At 39.5% G+C, this 16,609-nt stretch carries 17 protein-coding genes, 2 rRNA genes and 1 riboswitch (1 of these 20 cut by a window edge); of the genes, 18 read left to right on the top strand and 1 reads right to left on the bottom strand.

The window, feature by feature from the left end; genetic code table 11:
• The 3 genes from QNH48_RS01750 to QNH48_RS01760 all read left to right on the top strand — a co-directional run.
• Positions 1-239, top strand: a 23S ribosomal RNA gene (locus QNH48_RS01750) (it extends 2,699 nt beyond the left edge of the window).
• Positions 240-315: 76 nt separating this feature from the next.
• Positions 316-431 (top strand): 5S ribosomal RNA (gene rrf / locus QNH48_RS01755).
• 383 nt (positions 432-814) lie between these two features.
• Complete coding sequence (locus QNH48_RS01760; RefSeq protein WP_283953501.1) at positions 815-1,708, top strand: fumarylacetoacetate hydrolase family protein; 894 nt, start codon at positions 815-817, stop codon at positions 1,706-1,708.
• 142 nt (positions 1,709-1,850) lie between these two features.
• On the opposite strand, the gene QNH48_RS01765 is transcribed toward QNH48_RS01760, so the two are convergent.
• Positions 1,851-2,111: a hypothetical protein gene (locus QNH48_RS01765; protein WP_283953502.1), complete on the bottom strand. Its 261-nt coding sequence runs from the start codon at positions 2,109-2,111 to the stop codon at positions 1,851-1,853.
• A 60-nt stretch (positions 2,112-2,171) separates the two neighbouring features.
• On the opposite strand from QNH48_RS01765, the gene QNH48_RS01770 reads away from it, so the two are divergent.
• The 15 genes from QNH48_RS01770 to purF all read left to right on the top strand — a co-directional run bounded on the left by QNH48_RS01770 (position 2,172) and on the right by purF (position 16,602).
• Complete coding sequence (locus QNH48_RS01770; protein WP_283953503.1) at positions 2,172-2,873, top strand: response regulator transcription factor; 702 nt, start codon at positions 2,172-2,174, stop codon at positions 2,871-2,873.
• Positions 2,870-3,841, top strand: coding sequence for a sensor histidine kinase (locus QNH48_RS01775; RefSeq protein ID WP_283953504.1), 972 nt, complete (start codon positions 2,870-2,872; stop codon positions 3,839-3,841). Before QNH48_RS01770 ends, QNH48_RS01775 begins: the two co-directional genes overlap by 4 nt.
• 107 nt (positions 3,842-3,948) lie before the next feature.
• Positions 3,949-4,719, top strand: a complete 771-nt coding sequence (locus QNH48_RS01780; protein ID WP_283953505.1) for an ABC transporter ATP-binding protein — start codon at positions 3,949-3,951, stop codon at positions 4,717-4,719.
• Positions 4,694-6,622, top strand: a complete 1,929-nt coding sequence (locus tag QNH48_RS01785) for an FtsX-like permease family protein (RefSeq protein ID WP_283953506.1) — start codon at positions 4,694-4,696, stop codon at positions 6,620-6,622. The genes QNH48_RS01780 and QNH48_RS01785 overlap by 26 nt, the downstream gene beginning before the upstream one ends.
• A gap of 102 nt (positions 6,623-6,724) precedes the next feature.
• Entirely contained in the window at positions 6,725-7,177 is a 453-nt protein-coding gene (locus QNH48_RS01790) for a MarR family winged helix-turn-helix transcriptional regulator (protein WP_283953507.1), read from the top strand.
• A 132-nt stretch (positions 7,178-7,309) separates the two neighbouring features.
• Entirely contained in the window at positions 7,310-7,852 is a 543-nt protein-coding gene (locus tag QNH48_RS01795) for a DUF2179 domain-containing protein (protein WP_095248100.1), read from the top strand.
• On the top strand, positions 7,849-8,046 hold the full coding sequence (locus tag QNH48_RS01800) for an NETI motif-containing protein (protein WP_283953508.1): 198 nt from the start codon (positions 7,849-7,851) through the stop codon (positions 8,044-8,046). Before QNH48_RS01795 ends, QNH48_RS01800 begins: the two co-directional genes overlap by 4 nt.
• 85 nt (positions 8,047-8,131) lie before the next feature.
• A riboswitch (purine riboswitch) is annotated at positions 8,132-8,233 on the top strand.
• A 132-nt stretch (positions 8,234-8,365) separates the two neighbouring features.
• Positions 8,366-8,857, top strand: coding sequence for a 5-(carboxyamino)imidazole ribonucleotide mutase (purE, locus tag QNH48_RS01805; protein WP_283953509.1), 492 nt, complete (start codon positions 8,366-8,368; stop codon positions 8,855-8,857).
• On the top strand, positions 8,841-9,995 hold the full coding sequence (purK, locus tag QNH48_RS01810) for a 5-(carboxyamino)imidazole ribonucleotide synthase (RefSeq protein ID WP_283953510.1): 1,155 nt from the start codon (positions 8,841-8,843) through the stop codon (positions 9,993-9,995). The genes purE and purK overlap by 17 nt, the downstream gene beginning before the upstream one ends.
• On the top strand, positions 9,992-11,290 hold the full coding sequence (gene purB, locus QNH48_RS01815) for an adenylosuccinate lyase (RefSeq protein WP_283953511.1): 1,299 nt from the start codon (positions 9,992-9,994) through the stop codon (positions 11,288-11,290). Before purK ends, purB begins: the two co-directional genes overlap by 4 nt.
• A 77-nt stretch (positions 11,291-11,367) precedes the next feature.
• Complete coding sequence (purC, locus tag QNH48_RS01820) at positions 11,368-12,081, top strand: phosphoribosylaminoimidazolesuccinocarboxamide synthase (RefSeq protein ID WP_283953512.1); 714 nt, start codon at positions 11,368-11,370, stop codon at positions 12,079-12,081.
• The gene (gene purS / locus QNH48_RS01825) at positions 12,074-12,328 is read left to right on the top strand and encodes a phosphoribosylformylglycinamidine synthase subunit PurS (protein WP_283953513.1); all 255 of its coding nucleotides are present in this window, start codon (positions 12,074-12,076) and stop codon (positions 12,326-12,328) included. Before purC ends, purS begins: the two co-directional genes overlap by 8 nt.
• Entirely contained in the window at positions 12,325-13,008 is a 684-nt protein-coding gene (gene purQ / locus QNH48_RS01830; RefSeq protein WP_283953514.1) for a phosphoribosylformylglycinamidine synthase subunit PurQ, read from the top strand. The genes purS and purQ overlap by 4 nt, the downstream gene beginning before the upstream one ends.
• Positions 12,992-15,220, top strand: coding sequence for a phosphoribosylformylglycinamidine synthase subunit PurL (gene purL, locus QNH48_RS01835; protein ID WP_283953515.1), 2,229 nt, complete (start codon positions 12,992-12,994; stop codon positions 15,218-15,220). Before purQ ends, purL begins: the two co-directional genes overlap by 17 nt.
• The gene (gene purF, locus QNH48_RS01840) at positions 15,196-16,602 is read left to right on the top strand and encodes an amidophosphoribosyltransferase (RefSeq protein WP_283953516.1); all 1,407 of its coding nucleotides are present in this window, start codon (positions 15,196-15,198) and stop codon (positions 16,600-16,602) included. The genes purL and purF overlap by 25 nt, the downstream gene beginning before the upstream one ends.
• Positions 16,603-16,609 lie beyond the last annotated feature (7 nt).

The following is a 16,609-nucleotide window of genomic DNA, read 5'->3' on the forward strand; positions in this document are numbered from 1 at the left end:
AGGACCGGGATGGACGCACCGCTGGTGTACCAGTTGTCTTGCCAAAGGCATCGCTGGGTAGCTATGTGCGGACGGGATAAGTGCTGAAAGCATCTAAGCATGAAGCCCCCCTCAAGATGAGATTTCCCATAGCGTCAAGCTAGTAAGAACCCTGAAAGATGATCAGGTTGATAGGTCAGAGGTGGAAGCGTGGTAACATGTGGAGCTGACTGATACTAATCGTTCGAGGACTTAACCAATTTTTAAAGGCGAACTCGTTTTACAACTTCTTCTGAAATTATCTAGTTTTGAGGGAATGATACCTCAACAAAATAGTCTGGCAGCAATGGCGAGAAGGTCACACCCGTTCCCATACCGAACACGGAAGTTAAGCTTCTCAGCGCCGATGGTAGTTGGGACTTTGTCCCTGTGAGAGTAGGACGTTGCCAGGCAAAACAAAGCACAACCTGATAAAGGTTGTGTTTTTTTGTGTTGTTCGAATGGACAACAGGTTGATAATAAAAAAATGGATTGAGAATCGTGCCCGTGCTGTGATGATTTTAGAGAAAAAGGTAATGAATAGGAGTTAATCGAGACCGTGAGCCGGTATTTTTAAAGAAAACTGTAACGAATAGCATTCATTCGTGCCCATTCAATGCCGTTATCAGTGATAACGGTAACGAATAGAACTTAAACGCTATCAAACCCCATTAGTTGATTTAGGAGCTGCTAATTCAAATAAACACTTTATTTAATTAAAGGAAAAGAAGGATAAATAGGTTGGAATAGAGAAATCAGATGTTAAACAAGCTAAATCAAGGAGGATAAATATTCAATGAAACTAGTAACCATAAAAAAAGAAGGCAAGCATGTGTTAGGTGTTAAAATGGAGAATGGCCTAATTGACCTTGAAGAGGCATTAAGAGAAAATCCTAATAATCAAGTACATACAAATATTATGGAGGTAATCGCGGGCGGAAATGATGCTCTTTCTGTAATCAAGGACTATATTGCGAATTTACCGACCAATAATAAACCAAATTATATAAGAGATGAAGAAGAAGTTGAGTGGGGACCGTGTGTTACACAACCGAACAAAATTATTTGTGTAGGATTAAATTATCGGAAACATGCCGATGAAACAAAGTCTCCCTATCCGGAAGTACCTATATTATTTAGCAAATTTAATAATACATTAACAGGACATAAATGTGAGATAGCTGTGCCAAAAGTGACCCAAAGGCTGGATTACGAAGTTGAATTAGGGATAGTAATTGGCAGGGAAGCGAAGTATGTAGGTAAGGAAAAGGCATTAGATCACGTATTTGGCTATTGTACCGCTAATGACTTATCAGCACGTGACCTCCAGAAAAAGACACATCAATGGTTACTTGGAAAAACATGTGATGATTTCAGTCCTATAGGTCCTTATCTTGTTACAGCAGATGAAGTGTCTAATCCTAACAATTTACAATTAAAAACATATGTGAATGGAGAAAAACGACAGGATTCCAACACCTCAGATATGATTTTTTATGTAGATGAAATTGTCAGCTATATTTCGCAGCACATGACGCTTACACCTGGTGATGTCATTCTTACTGGAACTCCTGAGGGTGTAATCATTGGCTACCCACTGGAAAAACGAGTTTACTTGAAGCCCGGTGATGTAGTAACCGTTGAAGTTGAAAAATTAGGTACCCTAACCAATAAGTTAATTGAAGAATAACTTTGTGGAAAGAGCCAGGCACTTAACCTGCCTGGCCATCCCATAAATTAGTGCCCCATATATAAACTAAATACCTCATCCTAGCTCCATTTTTCATAATAGGAGCTCTCCAAACTAAGATCATTAATCCAAAGTGTTTCTTTCATATGATAGGCTGAAGAAAACATTTCTTAGACGACCATTTAAATTCACTTGTAGAGGCAAAGATTTCATTTCCATCAATCTTAATGGTATAAAAGTGGTTAATAACAGCCTTTTCTTTTTTCCCCAAGATAACTTTTGATAAAATAATAGCTGAATCAGGTCTTACAAAAGCTGCTTTCGGATTCTCCTTAAGTTCTGCTGATGCGGTAACTGGAAGGTAGATAAATATTATATATATCAAGAAGAGTATCTTTTTCATTAGGTAAGTCACCTGCCTATTATCTTTAAATCTAAAATTTCCCATTAAAAGGAGTAAAATATGTTCAAAATTTTTATTGTTGAAGATGATAAACAACTTGTAACGCTGCTTGATGAACATTTACATAAGTTTGGCTTTGATAGACAGACAGTTAATCAGTTTGATTCGGTTTTGGAACAATTTGAAAGGTATTCCCCGCACCTTGTTCTACTTGATGTTAATTTACCTAAATTTGATGGCTATTATTGGTGCCGTCAAATTCGCAAGGTTTCCACCTGTCCGATTATTTTTATTTCTGCGCGAGAAGGAAAGATGGACCAGGTGATGGCTCTTGAAAATGGTGCCGATGATTATATTACAAAGCCATTTGATTACGATATAGCGGTTGCCAAAATCAATAGCCAGCTTCGTCGTGCATACGGAGAGTTTGCTAATTCTCAAGGTGATCGGTTAATCGATGTAGAGGGACTAAGACTAGATATAGAAAGATTAACTTTGAGCTATCAAAATCAAAAGATAGAAATCAGCCATACAGAGGGCAAGATACTAGAAGAATTAATGAGGAGGTCCGAAAGAGTCGTAAGTCGTGACCGTTTGCTTGAAAAAATATGGGATGACCAAGTTTTTGTTGATGACAATACGTTAAATGTATACATTACACGCGTACGAAAAAAGTTAATAGAATTGAATATTGAGGACGCTTTGCAAACGATTCGTGGACAAGGATATCGTCTTTTACCTAATTGGGGGACACACTCTTGAAGCTTTTCTTAAAGGAACAAATTCCGCTTATTATTATCTATATAACTCAATTAGTTCTTATCTTATTTGTATTTTGGCTGGATGGGTACCGGAATTTTTCCATTAGCTTGTATGCAGGAATCCTCAGCGGCTGTTTGTTTATCGGTTACCTGATCTATCGGTATCTAACCCATCGAAACTTTTACAAGCGTTTGGAAGAACCGCACACCTCTTTGGATGAAATTCTCGAGGCTGGTTCTAGGGCTCCATTACCGGCAAGTCTACATCTGTTATTAAAAAGCCAATATCGTCAGTACCAAAATGGTTTACATCATTATCAGCATAAATTAAAGAATCATATTCAGTTTATAAACCAATGGGTGCATCAAATGAAAACTCCCTTATCTGTTATTCATTTGATGATTCAGGATGAAGATGAACCTCGTTTCACGGCAATAGGTGATGAACTTGACCGTCTGAAAAAAGGGCTGGATATGGTGTTATATACAGCCCGCCTAGATGAATTTGAACATGACTTCTATGTAGAAATGCTTCCGTTAGAAAAGATCGTACGCTCGGTTACCTCCGATCAAAAACGATTATTTATTCGAAATCGTGTTTTCCCTTCCGTAGAGGTGGATAAAAGTTTGATGATTGCCTCCGATGAAAAGTGGCTGAGTTTTGCCATCACACAGATTTTGACGAATGGTGTTCGGTATACTACTGGAGACCATCGGAAAATTTTCCTTAAAGGCTTTAAACGGAGTCCGAACGTGGTATTAGAAATAGAAGATGAAGGAGTCGGAATTCCTAAGAGTGACCTCCCAAGAGTCTTTGACCCTTATTTTACAGGTGAAAATGGACGGAATTTTCAAGAGTCTACCGGAATGGGGCTCTTTTTAGTTAAGCAGATATGCGGTAACCTAGGACATCAAGTAGAGATAGAGTCCACAGTCAATAAAGGGACTACTATCCGAATTATTTTTTAAAAATCTACCTTACAATCTTGTAAGCTAAGTGTAAGTTTATGAAATGGTTAGGGCGGCCTTTACAAGCTAGAATAAAGACATGAAATAAAGAGCAGGGAGTGAAGGTCTTGTCTATCTTAACTGTAAAAGAATTAGCAAAGATATATGAGGGAAAAGTGGCGCATAAAGCCTTAGATAATATAAATTTTTCAATCGAAAAAGGTGAATTTGTCGGGATTATGGGTCCGTCAGGGAGCGGAAAAACCACCCTGTTAAATTTAATCTCAACCATTGATCAGCCTAGTTCTGGTGAGGTATTAATCAATGGTAAAAATCCACATCAATTAAAAAGAAAGGAAACAGCTCTTTTCCGCAGACATGAACTTGGGTTTGTCTTCCAACATTTTAATTTACTTGATACGTTAACTGTAGAGGAAAATATTGTCCTGCCACTAACGCTAGATGGAGTGAAGGTCAGTGAGATGGATAAAAAGCTTAATTATGTTGCACAAAAACTCGGAATTGATTCGATCTTAAAGAAACGCATATACGAAATTTCTGGAGGGCAAATGCAAAGAACGGCAATCGCTCGGGCGATTATTCACCAGCCTTCGCTTATCTTAGCTGATGAACCAACTGGTAACTTAGATTCAAAATCTGCTAAGGATGTCATGGAAACCATTTCGACGATAAATAAAGAGGATAAGGCAACTGCCTTAATGGTAACCCACGATGCCGTTGCGGCGAGCTATTGTCACCGTGTTATCTTCATAAAAGATGGACAACTATATAATGAGATTTACCGGGGAGACAATCGCCAGGCATTTTTTCAAAAAATCATCGATATGCTGGCGCTGTTAGGGGGTAATAGTCATGACCTTTCAACAGTTCGCCTTTAGAAATGTGATTCGCAATAAACGGACCTATGCCGCCTATTTTTTAAGCAGCGCATTTTCTGTGATGATTTTCTTTGTTTATGCTCTATTTATCTTTAATCCTGATATTAATAACGGTGTAACAGCTAGTGCAGCGATTGAATTAATGACAGCAGCTGAAGTGATTATGTATGTTTTCTCATTCTTGTTTGTCCTGTATTCTGTCAGCACCTTTTTGAAATCAAGAAAGCGTGAATTTGGGATATTAATGATGCATGGGATGACGAGAAGCCAGTTAAACCTTATGGTTTTTTTAGAAAATATGCTGATTGGCGTTGCTGCCATTTTTACAGGGATTGGCGCCGGTATCATCACAGGTAAATTGTTTTTGATGATTGGCTCGAGAATGATTGGGATTGAGTCACTGCCATTCTATTTATCTGGGAAAGCACTAGGGTGGACGATCGGGGCCTTTTTGGTATTATTCCTATGTATTTCTATTTTTACTACGATCTTGGTAAGGGTTAATAAGTTAATTGATTTATTTCAGGCAGGAGAAAAGCCGAAAAAAGAGCCAAAGGTTTCCAAGGTTCTTTCTATATTATCCGCCATTCTATTAATCACTGGTTATTATTTAGCAGCAACAACCACAATGGAAACGATATTGTTTCGAATTCTACCTGTTATTGGGATGACCATTATCGGAACCTACTTCTTTTATACCCAGCTATCGGTTTTTATAACAAAATTACTTCAGAAAAACCGGGCCCTGTTTTGGAAAAAAACAAATATTATTACCTTCTCAAGTTTGGCATACCGCTTAAAAGATAATGCCAGGATGTTTTTCATGGTTACCATTGTCTCTACAGTCGCTTTTTGTGCGGTAGGAACACTTGCATCCATGAATGTGATGAATAAGGAATTTCGAGAGAATTATCCCGCGGCAATCAGTTATATTGCGAAGGGTGAACACCCCATCCACGAGCAAAACATGCAGCAAATCAAACAGGAGTTAAAAGAGAATAATGTAGACTATTCTACACTGAAAATTCCTATTAAATTTGTTGAAATAGCGGATTCCTCAGACGAATATGCATATGAAAAGATGCCTGTTATCGCTTTTTCTGACTATAAGAGGTCTTCAGAAATGGCCGGTTATTCATTTACTGAAGAGAAGCTGACAGGGACTGAAAGCTTAGCCTTGCTAACATCTTCACTTGAGACCTTTGATTCACAGACCTATACGTTAAAACAAGAAAACATTAAGCTTCTACAAAATAAAGCAACCGAGCATGTTGTTTTTCCTTATCAAATTTTATTTAGTGAAGGTCTTGTCATTAGTGATGAATTGTATCAAAAACTTTCAGCGGTAAGTATGGATACATTTACAGGATTTTATACAGATGAGTTTGAAAAAACGGCTGGGATCACTGATCATTTAGTGGAAAATGGGGCTGCATATGCTCCAAGAGATGATGGGGCTGCTATTATTGATTCAAAAGAATTTGCAATGAGTGTTAGTGGAACTTTGTATCATATTAAAATGAGCATGTATCGAATGATGTTATTCGTGGCCTTCCTTATCGGTGCTGTCTTTTTTATTGCTGCCGGAAGCTTCTTGTATTTCCGTCTATATGCAGACCTAGAATATGATCGCCGCTTATATTTAACGATTAAGAAGGTAGGATTGACAGACGGGGAGCTGAACAAGATTGTGACGCAGCAGCTTGTATTGCTTTTCTTTGTTCCCATTATCGTAGCCATTATTCATAGTGTATTCGCCTTTATGGCTTTGCAAAGCTTTTTCACGATGTCGATTGCAACTGAGATGATCATCGTCCTTGCCTGCTTTTTTATTGCGCAAGTCATTTATTTCTTCTTTATCCGTCATAATTATTTAAGAAACTTGAAAAAAACGTTAATTTAGAGACTAGGCTGGTCCTCCAGCCTAGTTTTTTTAAAACCTATACTTAAGGTTGCTTAAATATTTAGGGATATTTATAATGAGAATATAAAGAGGTGGAAGTGAATGGAAAAGGATTTAGCTATCCTATGCAGTAAAATTGTAGATTATTCAAATGCTTTAAGTTCTCTATTTTTAGAGGATTATAAGAAGTTAGTAACAGATGAATTTGCAGATCTTTCAACGAAACAACAAGTGATTCTGGAGCTTTTAAGAGTAAACAATCGGACCGTTAATGAAATTGCTCACTTTTTATCGATTACGGCTAGTGCTGCAAGCCAGCTCATCTCAAAGCTTGAAAAGCAAGAGTATGTAAAAAGAGAGATTAATCCTGATAATCGCCGCGAAATTATTGTACAACTTGGTGAAAAAGGTCATTACTATAATCAAATGGTAGATAAGAATCAGCAGTATATCATTGAAAAATATTATGCGAAATTGCCAAAGGAAGATTTGGAAAAGCTATTGGACATCCATGAAAAACTCTACCATATCGCAGTCGAAGCTCATAAAGAGTAATAGTAAAATAATCCTAGCGTAAGACCTGTCAAATGGCAGGTCTTTTTTAAATGAAATGAAAAGTTTCATAAAAAAGGTTAAACTAACAAATACAACTAATAAAATGGTCAAGTAGAGAACAGGAGGGAATAGATGTTAGAGAATAGTTTTATGATGGTTGCGATCATTCTAGTCATAAACATCGTTTATGTTTCATTTTTTACGATAAGAATGATTTTAACGTTAAAAGGTCAGCGGTACTTGGCGGCTTCTCTTAGTATGATTGAAGTCGTTATTTATGTGTTAGGTCTTGGTCTCGTTTTAAATAATCTGAATGAAATCCAAAATCTGATTGCGTATGCGGTTGGATATGGAATTGGGGTTATTGTCGGGATGAAAATAGAGGAAAAGCTGGCTTTAGGCTATATTACGGTAAATGTGATTACCAATGCATATGATAAAGACATGCCTAAAACATTAAGGGAAAAAGGTTATGGTGTGACCAATTGGGAAGCAAACGGTCTAGAAGGTGACCGGATGGCCATGCAAATCCTAACACCAAGAAAATTTGAACTTAAATTGTATGATACGATAAAAAGTTTGGATCCAAAGGCATTTATTATTTCTTATGAGCCCAAGTCAATACATGGCGGATTTTGGGTGAAATCTGTGAAAAGAGGGAAATTATTTTCATGAGTAAAAAGAAAATGCAATTTGAAGTGCAAGATAATGAAAGTATTGATGATTGTTTAAATCGGATGAAAAAACTGGGGTATGTACCTGTTAGCCGGACGGAAAAACCTATCTTTCAGGAGGTAGTTAATGGAAAAGAAATTTCCTATGAACCGGTGGGAAGGCAGATTGTATTTGAGGCCGTACTGAATGAGTAAAAGCGAACGTTAGATTTTAAAAAAATAAAATCGTTCGTTTTTATTGACCATTTGCCCTGTAAATTGTAATATAAAGGTGTCAAAAAAATATATAACGTAACACCCTCGTATAATAATGGGAATATGGCCCATAAGTATCTACCCAATTACCGTAAATGATTGGACTATGAGGGGAAGTGGAAATGCCGGAAACGTTAACTCGTTTCATGGTCATTTACTGTGCCGATATCAGCCCGGACAGACTGCTTTCTCTCATTTCATGAAATTGGGGAAGTATCTGTTTAGGGCTTTTTATATTGGTAAAGTTAGGAGAGAGAGTATGAATCCAATTGTAGCGGTAATAATGGGGAGCAAATCAGATTGGGAAACGATGAAGCATACTTGTGAAATCCTTGACACGTTAGAGATTCCATATGAAAAAAAGGTGGTTTCAGCCCACCGCACTCCTGATTTGATGTTTGAATTTGCTGAGAATGCTAGAGTAAGAGGTATTAAGGTAATCATTGCAGGTGCTGGAGGTGCTGCTCATCTGCCAGGCATGGTTGCTGCAAAGACTACATTGCCAGTAATCGGTGTTCCTGTTCAATCGAAGGCATTGAATGGATTGGATTCACTATTATCGATTGTTCAAATGCCAGCAGGGGTACCGGTGGCAACGGTGGCTATAGGAAAAGCAGGGGCAACCAATGCAGGGTTATTGGCAGCCCAAATTGTATCGATTAATGATTCGAAAATACAAGAAAGACTAGAGCAAGTTCGCATAGAGTCAAAAGTGACAGTAATAGAAAGTAGTGATGAGCTTGTCTATTAAAACTATTTTACCAGGACAAACAATTGGAATTATTGGCGGCGGGCAGCTCGGAAGGATGATGGCTCTATCCGCAAGAGAAATGGGTTATCGAATTGCTGTATTAGACCCTGTTGAAGATTCTCCTTGCGGCCAGGTGGCAGATTATAAGGTAATCGGGGACTACGATGACTTAGAAGCGATAAGGAAACTTGCTGAAGTCAGTGATGTCATTACTTACGAATTTGAAAATATTGATGCTACAGCGCTTGAATGGCTTTGTAATCAGGCTTATGTACCGCAGGGTAAGAGTTTACTTGAAGTTACTCAGGACCGAGTGAAAGAAAAAGCGGCAATTGAAAACGCCGGTGTTCAGGTGGCACCCTATGCCGTAATCAATTCGCTGAATGATCTTCATGAAAGCTGTGAACGATTAGGCTATCCCGTTGTATTGAAAACAGCAAGAGGCGGCTATGACGGCAAAGGGCAAGTTGTTCTAAAAAGTCATCAGAATCTTGAAGAGGCTCAATTGCTTCTCGATAACGGACAATGTATCCTAGAAAAATGGATTTCTTTTACGAAAGAAATTTCTGTCATTATTTCAAGAAATTCAAATGGTGAAACAGCTGTATTTCCGGTTGGAGAAAATATTCATCGCGATAATATTCTTCACCAAACCATTGCTCCAGCACGGATAAGTAAGCAAGCAGAGGATAAGGCAATTCAATCAGCGATACAGCTTGCTAATGCATTTGAGTTAGTTGGGACACTGGCGGTTGAAATGTTTTTAACAGCGGGGGACATCATTTACATAAATGAACTCGCTCCTAGACCGCATAATTCTGGGCATTATACAATTGAAGCTTGTGAAACGTCACAATTCGAACAGCACATTAGGGCTGTGTGTAACCTGCCCCTTGGTAAGACAGAGCTATTAAAGCCTGCTGTGATGGTTAATATATTAGGAGAGCATGTTCAAAACGTGTTAGATAAATTAACAAACGTAACAGATTGGAAAGTTCATTTTTACGGTAAAAAAGACCCTAAGGTAAAAAGAAAGATGGGGCATGTTACGATCCTATGCGATTCTGCGGAGAATGCAATCGCAGAAATTGAAAAAAGCTTAATTTGGGAAGAAAAAAGTTTGGAGGCCAAAAGATGATTGATCGTTATACAAGACCTGAAATGGGTGCAATTTGGACAGAGGAAAACCGCTTTAAAGCTTGGCTCGAAGTTGAAATCCTTGCATGTGAAGCATGGGCAGAGTTAGGTGAAATTCCGAAAGAGGATGTAAAGAAGCTTCGTGAAAATGCATCCTTTAATATTGAACGGATTAAAGAAATTGAAGAGGAAACAAGACATGATGTTGTTGCCTTTACGCGCGCGGTATCTGAGACATTAGGGGAAGAGCGTAAGTGGGTACATTACGGTTTAACTTCAACGGATGTAGTTGATACTGCAAGTTCTTACTTATTAAAGCAAGCCAATGCGATTATCCGGAAGGACCTTGAAAACTTTATTGAAATCTTAAAGAACAAAGCAATTGAACATAAATTTACTGTCATGATGGGGCGTACGCACGGCGTACATGCGGAACCGACTACCTTTGGTTTAAAGCTTGCACTTTGGTATGAAGAAATGAAACGAAACCTGGAGCGTTTTAATCAGGCAGCTGCTGGTGTTGAGTTTGGAAAGATTTCCGGAGCAGTGGGAACTTACGCTAATATCAACCCATTTGTTGAACAATATGTGTGTGAAAAACTGGGTACCCAGCCGGCACCAATCTCAACTCAAACCTTGCAGCGCGACCGTCACGCACACTATATGTCAACGATCGCTTTAATTGCGACTTCGATTGAAAAATTTGCGGTTGAAGTTCGTGGATTGCAAAAAAGTGAAACGCGTGAAGTGGAAGAGTTTTTTGCAAAAGGACAAAAAGGATCTTCTGCGATGCCGCATAAACGAAATCCAATTGGGTCCGAAAATATGACTGGTTTGGCGCGTGTGATTCGCGGCTATATGATGACGGCCTATGAAAATGTTCCACTATGGCATGAGCGCGATATTTCACACTCTTCTGCAGAGCGGATCATTTTACCAGATGCAACGATTGCCTTGAACTACATGTTAAATCGTTTTGGCAACATCATTAAAAACCTAACCGTATATCCAGAAAATATGCTTCGCAACATGGACCGGACGCTTGGCTTGATTTATTCACAACGAGTCCTCCTAGCGTTGATTGACAAAGGTTTATCACGTGAAGAGGCGTATGATACCGTCCAGCCAAAAACAGCGGAGTCATGGGAAAATCAAGTGCCATTCCGTACTTTAATTGAAGGCGAAGAGAAAATAACGAAATTGCTTTCTCCAGAGGAAATAGCCGATTGCTTCGATTACAACTACCACCTGCAGCACGTTGATACGATTTTTGATCGATTAGGCTTGAACGGGTAAAAAATAAATATAGGGGTGCTCTTGCGCCCCTTAGTTATCCAAAAGATTCCCAATATTGCAAATAGGAGTGATTCTTAATGAGAGAACTTCTCTATGAAGGAAAAGCGAAACGAATTTTTAGAACCGACGATGAGCAGACTGTTTTGATTGAATATAAGGATTCGGCAACAGCTTTCAACGGGCAAAAGAAGGCAGATATCACGGGTAAAGGCCGTTTGAATAATGAAATTACTAGTTTGCTATTTTTAAAGCTTAAAGAAAACGGAATTCCTTCACATTTTATTAAGCGTATATCTGAAACAGAACAGCTGGTGAAGAGGGTAACCATTGTCCCGCTTGAAGTTGTCGTTCGAAATATTGCTGCTGGAAGTCTTTCAAAGCGATTAGGAATCGAAGAAGGTAAGGAATTAACAAAGCCGCTCGTTGAATTTTATTTAAAAAATGATGATCTTGGCGACCCATTACTAACCACTGACCATATCTACGAATTGAACATAGCAACAAAAGAGGAACTAACCATCCTAAAAGAAAAAGCGCTAAAAATTAATACAGTTTTATCAAGCTTTTTTACAGAGCTAGGCATTAACCTCATTGATTTCAAATTAGAGTTTGGTAAGGACCATGATGGCCAGATCCTATTAGCAGATGAGATTTCACCAGATACCTGCAGATTATGGGACAAAAAGACAAATGAAAAGCTCGATAAGGATGTATTCCGTCGCGATTTAGGTAGTTTAACAGAAGCCTATGAAACTGTTTTTAATAGATTAGGGGGAAAGCAAAATGTATAAAGTAAAGGTGTTTGTCACGTTAAGAGAAAGTGTATTAGATCCACAAGGTAAGGCAGTAACTCATTCACTCCATTCATTAAATTATCCGGAAGTATCCGATGTTCGAATCGGTAAATATATGGAACTTACGATTGAGAAATCAGAACGTAATCTTGATGAAGTCATTAATGAGGTTTGCAGCAAGCTACTCGCAAACCCTGTTATTGAAGACTACCGTTATGAAGTAGAGGAGTGTGTTCCTCAGTGAAGTTTGCAGTCATCGTTTTTCCAGGGTCTAACTGTGACATCGATATGTACCATGCGATTAAGGATGAACTTGGTGAGCAGGTTGAATATGTATGGCATGACACAGAGAGCTTAGATGAGTTTGATGGAATCCTACTTCCAGGTGGATTTTCATATGGTGATTATTTACGCACAGGGGCCATTGCACGTTTTAGTAAGGTCATGAAGGCAGTGGTAAAAGCAGCCGAAGCTGGTAAACCCATTCTTGGTGTCTGCAACGGATTTCAGATTTTATTGGAAGCAGGATTACTGCCTGGGGCAATGAGACGAAATGAAAGTCTATCGTTTATCTGCAAACCGGTTGAATTAAAGGTAGTGAACAATCAGTCGATGTTTTCTACCGCCTACACCGAAGGAGAAACCATTTCGATTCCTGTCGCGCATGGCGAAGGAAACTACTATTGTGATGAAGAAACACTCGCTAAGCTAAAAGCGAATAACCAAATCGTTTTTACTTATCAAGATAACCCGAACGGAAGTTTAGAAGATATCGCAGGAATTATCAATGAAAAGGGTAATGTCCTCGGGATGATGCCACACCCGGAAAGAGCCGTGGATGAGTTATTAGGCGGTGCAGATGGCTTGAAATTATTTCAATCGATAGTAAGAAGCTGGAGGGAAGCAAATGTTGTTAAAGCATGAACCAAGACCAGATCAAGTAAAGACAGAAAAACTTTATCAGCAAATGGGCTTATCCGATGAAGAATTTACGCTTGTTGAAAATATTCTAGGCCGGACGCCGAATTACACCGAAACTGGCCTTTTCTCGGTTATGTGGTCGGAGCATTGCAGCTATAAAAATTCAAAGCCTGTCCTAAGAAAGTTCCCTGTCACAGGTGAAAGAGTCCTTCAAGGACCAGGTGAAGGTGCAGGAATCGTTGATATCGGTGACAATCAAGCGGTTGTTTTTAAAATTGAAAGCCACAACCATCCATCAGCGATTGAACCATACCAAGGTGCCGCAACAGGAGTCGGTGGAATTATCCGTGATATTTTTTCAATGGGTGCACGTCCTATTGCTCTATTAAACTCACTTCGCTTCGGAGAACTTGATGAATCTGCAAGGGTACGCTACTTATTCAAAGAAGTTGTAGCAGGAATTGCAGGCTACGGAAACTGTATCGGAATTCCGACTGTCGGTGGAGAAATTCAATTTGAATCTTGTTATGAAGGCAATCCTTTAGTTAATGCGATGTGTGTCGGCTTAATTGATCATAAAGACATTAAAAAGGGTCTCGCACAAGGTGTTGGCAATACGGTGATGTATGTTGGGGCAAAAACAGGCCGCGATGGGATTCATGGGGCAACCTTCGCTTCTGAAGAATTAACTGAGCAATCGGACGAAAAACGTCCAGCTGTTCAAGTTGGTGACCCGTTCATGGAAAAGCTTTTACTAGAAGCTTGTCTTGAGCTTATCCACTCTGATGCCCTTGTTGGTATTCAAGATATGGGTGCAGCAGGGTTAACGAGTTCATCTGCGGAAATGGCAAGTAAAGCAGGAATGGGAATTGAAATGAATTTAGACCTTGTTCCACAGCGCGAAACAGGCATGACAGCTTATGAAATGATGCTTTCAGAATCCCAAGAACGGATGCTAATTGTCATTAAAAAAGGCAGAGAGCAAGAAATCAACGAGCTTTTCTCTAAATATGATTTAGAAGCAGTAGCCATTGGTACCGTAACGGATGATAAGAAACTAAGACTGATTCATAACGGAGAAGTGGTTGCGGATGTTCCAGTCGACGCCTTAGCTGAAGACGCTCCTGTTTATCACAAACCATCTAAAGTACCTGCGTATTTTGAGGAATTCCAATCTATGGAAAATGATATCCCTCAGGTTGCAGATCTAAAGGAGACGCTTTTAAAGCTATTAAGCCAGCCAACGATTGGAAGCAAGGAATCGGTTTATCAGCAGTATGACTATATGGTGCGCACAAATACAGTTGTGTCTCCAGGTTCAGATGCAGCGGTTGTAAGGATTCGCGGTACACGTAAAGCATTAGCGATGACAACGGATTGTAATTCACGCTATGTCTATTTAGACCCTGAAGTTGGCGGGAAAATTGCCGTAGCAGAAGCAGCTCGAAATATTGTCTGCTCAGGTGCGGAACCATTAGCGATTACCGATAACCTCAATTTCGGAAATCCGGAAAAACCAGAAGTATTCTGGCAGATTGAAAAAGCCGCAGATGGAATCAGTGAAGCTTGCCGCGTACTTGAAACTCCAGTCATTGGCGGGAACGTTTCCTTGTATAACGAAACAAGCGGAACGGCTATTTATCCAACACCGGTCATCGGAATGGTTGGATTAGTTACAGATCTTGACCATATTACGACACAGAATTTTAAAAATAACGGCGATCTTATCTACTTAGTTGGAGAGACAAAGGATGAGTTCGGCGGAAGTGAACTTCAAAAGCTGGTTTATGGAAAGATTTTTGGAAAAGCTCCGGAATTAAATATTGATGTTGAAAAAGAAAGTCAGAACCAAGTTTTAGCTGCCATCCGTGCAGGTGTTGTTCAATCTGCTCATGACCTATCAGAAGGTGGTTTAGGAGTAGCTGTATCAGAGAGCTTGTTTACGAATGAACAACTTGGTGCGGAAATCAACATCACAGGAAATCAGGTTTCTGCTTTATTTAGTGAAACACAATCTCGTTTCCTTTTAACTGTGAAAAAAGAAAACCAAGCAGAGTTTGAAGGTTTAGTAACTGCTAACCTGATTGGTGAAGTAAATAATACGGCGACATTAAAAGTCAAAGCTGATAATAATACCGTTCTAGAAGCTTCTGTAAACCAATTGAAGGATGCCTGGAAAGGAGCTATCCCATGCTTGCTGAAATCAAGGGATTAAATGAAGAGTGCGGAGTGTTTGGTGTCTTTGGACATCCAGATTCTGCACAGCTTACCTATTACGGACTTCATAGCCTGCAGCACCGCGGTCAAGAGGGTACAGGAATTGTTGTATCCAACGGAGAGAAGCTTAGAGTTGTGAAGGGTGAAGGCCTAGTTTCAGAGATTTTCACAGCGAACGTGATGGAAGAACTAAAGGGCACCTCAGCGATTGGGCATGTTCGTTATGCGACAGCTGGGGGCGGCGGCTATGAGAACGTCCAGCCCTTGCTGTTCCATTCCCAAACTGGAAGTCTTGCTCTTGCTCATAATGGGAATCTAGTAAATGCTAATTCCTTAAAACATCAGCTCGAAACACAGGGCAGCATTTTTCAAACGAGCTCTGACACAGAAGTACTAGCTCATTTAATTAGAAGAAGCGGTTTTTCACAGTTAAAGGATCAGGTGAAAAATGCCCTTTCGATGTTAAAAGGAGCCTATGCTTATTTAATCCTAACCGAGAAGGAGTTAATGGTTGCTCTCGATCCTCATGGATTAAGACCTCTTTCGCTTGGCTGTCTTGGAGATGCATATGTGGTTGCTTCGGAAACCTGTGCCTTTGATGTTGTTGGAGCTGAATATATCCGCGATATCAGACCTGGAGAATTGTTAATTATCAATGAAGAGGGAATTACCTCTGAGCAATTCGCATTTAACTCTCAGAAGTCGATTTGTACGATGGAATATGTTTATTTTTCAAGACCTGATAGCAATATCCAAGGAATCAATGTTCATACAGCCCGTAAAAACATGGGGAAAAGATTGGCAGTAGAGGCACCAATCGAGGCCGATGTAGTGACAGGAGTTCCGGATTCTAGTATTTCTGCAGCCATTGGATATGCGGAAGCTTCGGGTATTCCCTATGAGATGGGATTAATTAAAAACAAATATGTTGGCAGGACCTTTATTCAGCCAACCCAATCGTTACGGGAGCAGGGAGTAAAGATGAAATTATCTGCTGTTCGTGGCGTTGTTGAAGGAAAACGTGTTGTTATGGTCGATGACTCAATCGTTCGCGGGACAACGAGCAGACGAATTGTAAACCTGCTAAAAGAAGCAGGAGCAACAGAGGTACACGTTGTTATCAGTTCTCCGCCGATTAAAAATCCTTGTTTCTATGGGATTGATACATCATCGAAGGAAGAATTAATAGCCTCAGATAAATCAGTCGAAGAGATTAGAGAGCTGATTGGTGCTGATTCCCTAACATTCCTAAGTACAGAGGGGATGGTAGGAGCAATTGTCAAAACGGAAGGAACAGAAGGTTTTTGTCTCGGCTGCTTTACTGGAAACTATCCAACTGAAATTTATCCAGACACACTCCAATATTATTATCAAAAATAGGGGGGAC

This window comes from Neobacillus sp. YX16 (assembly GCF_030123505.1).
Lineage (GTDB): Bacteria > Bacillota > Bacilli > Bacillales > Cytobacillaceae > Neobacillus.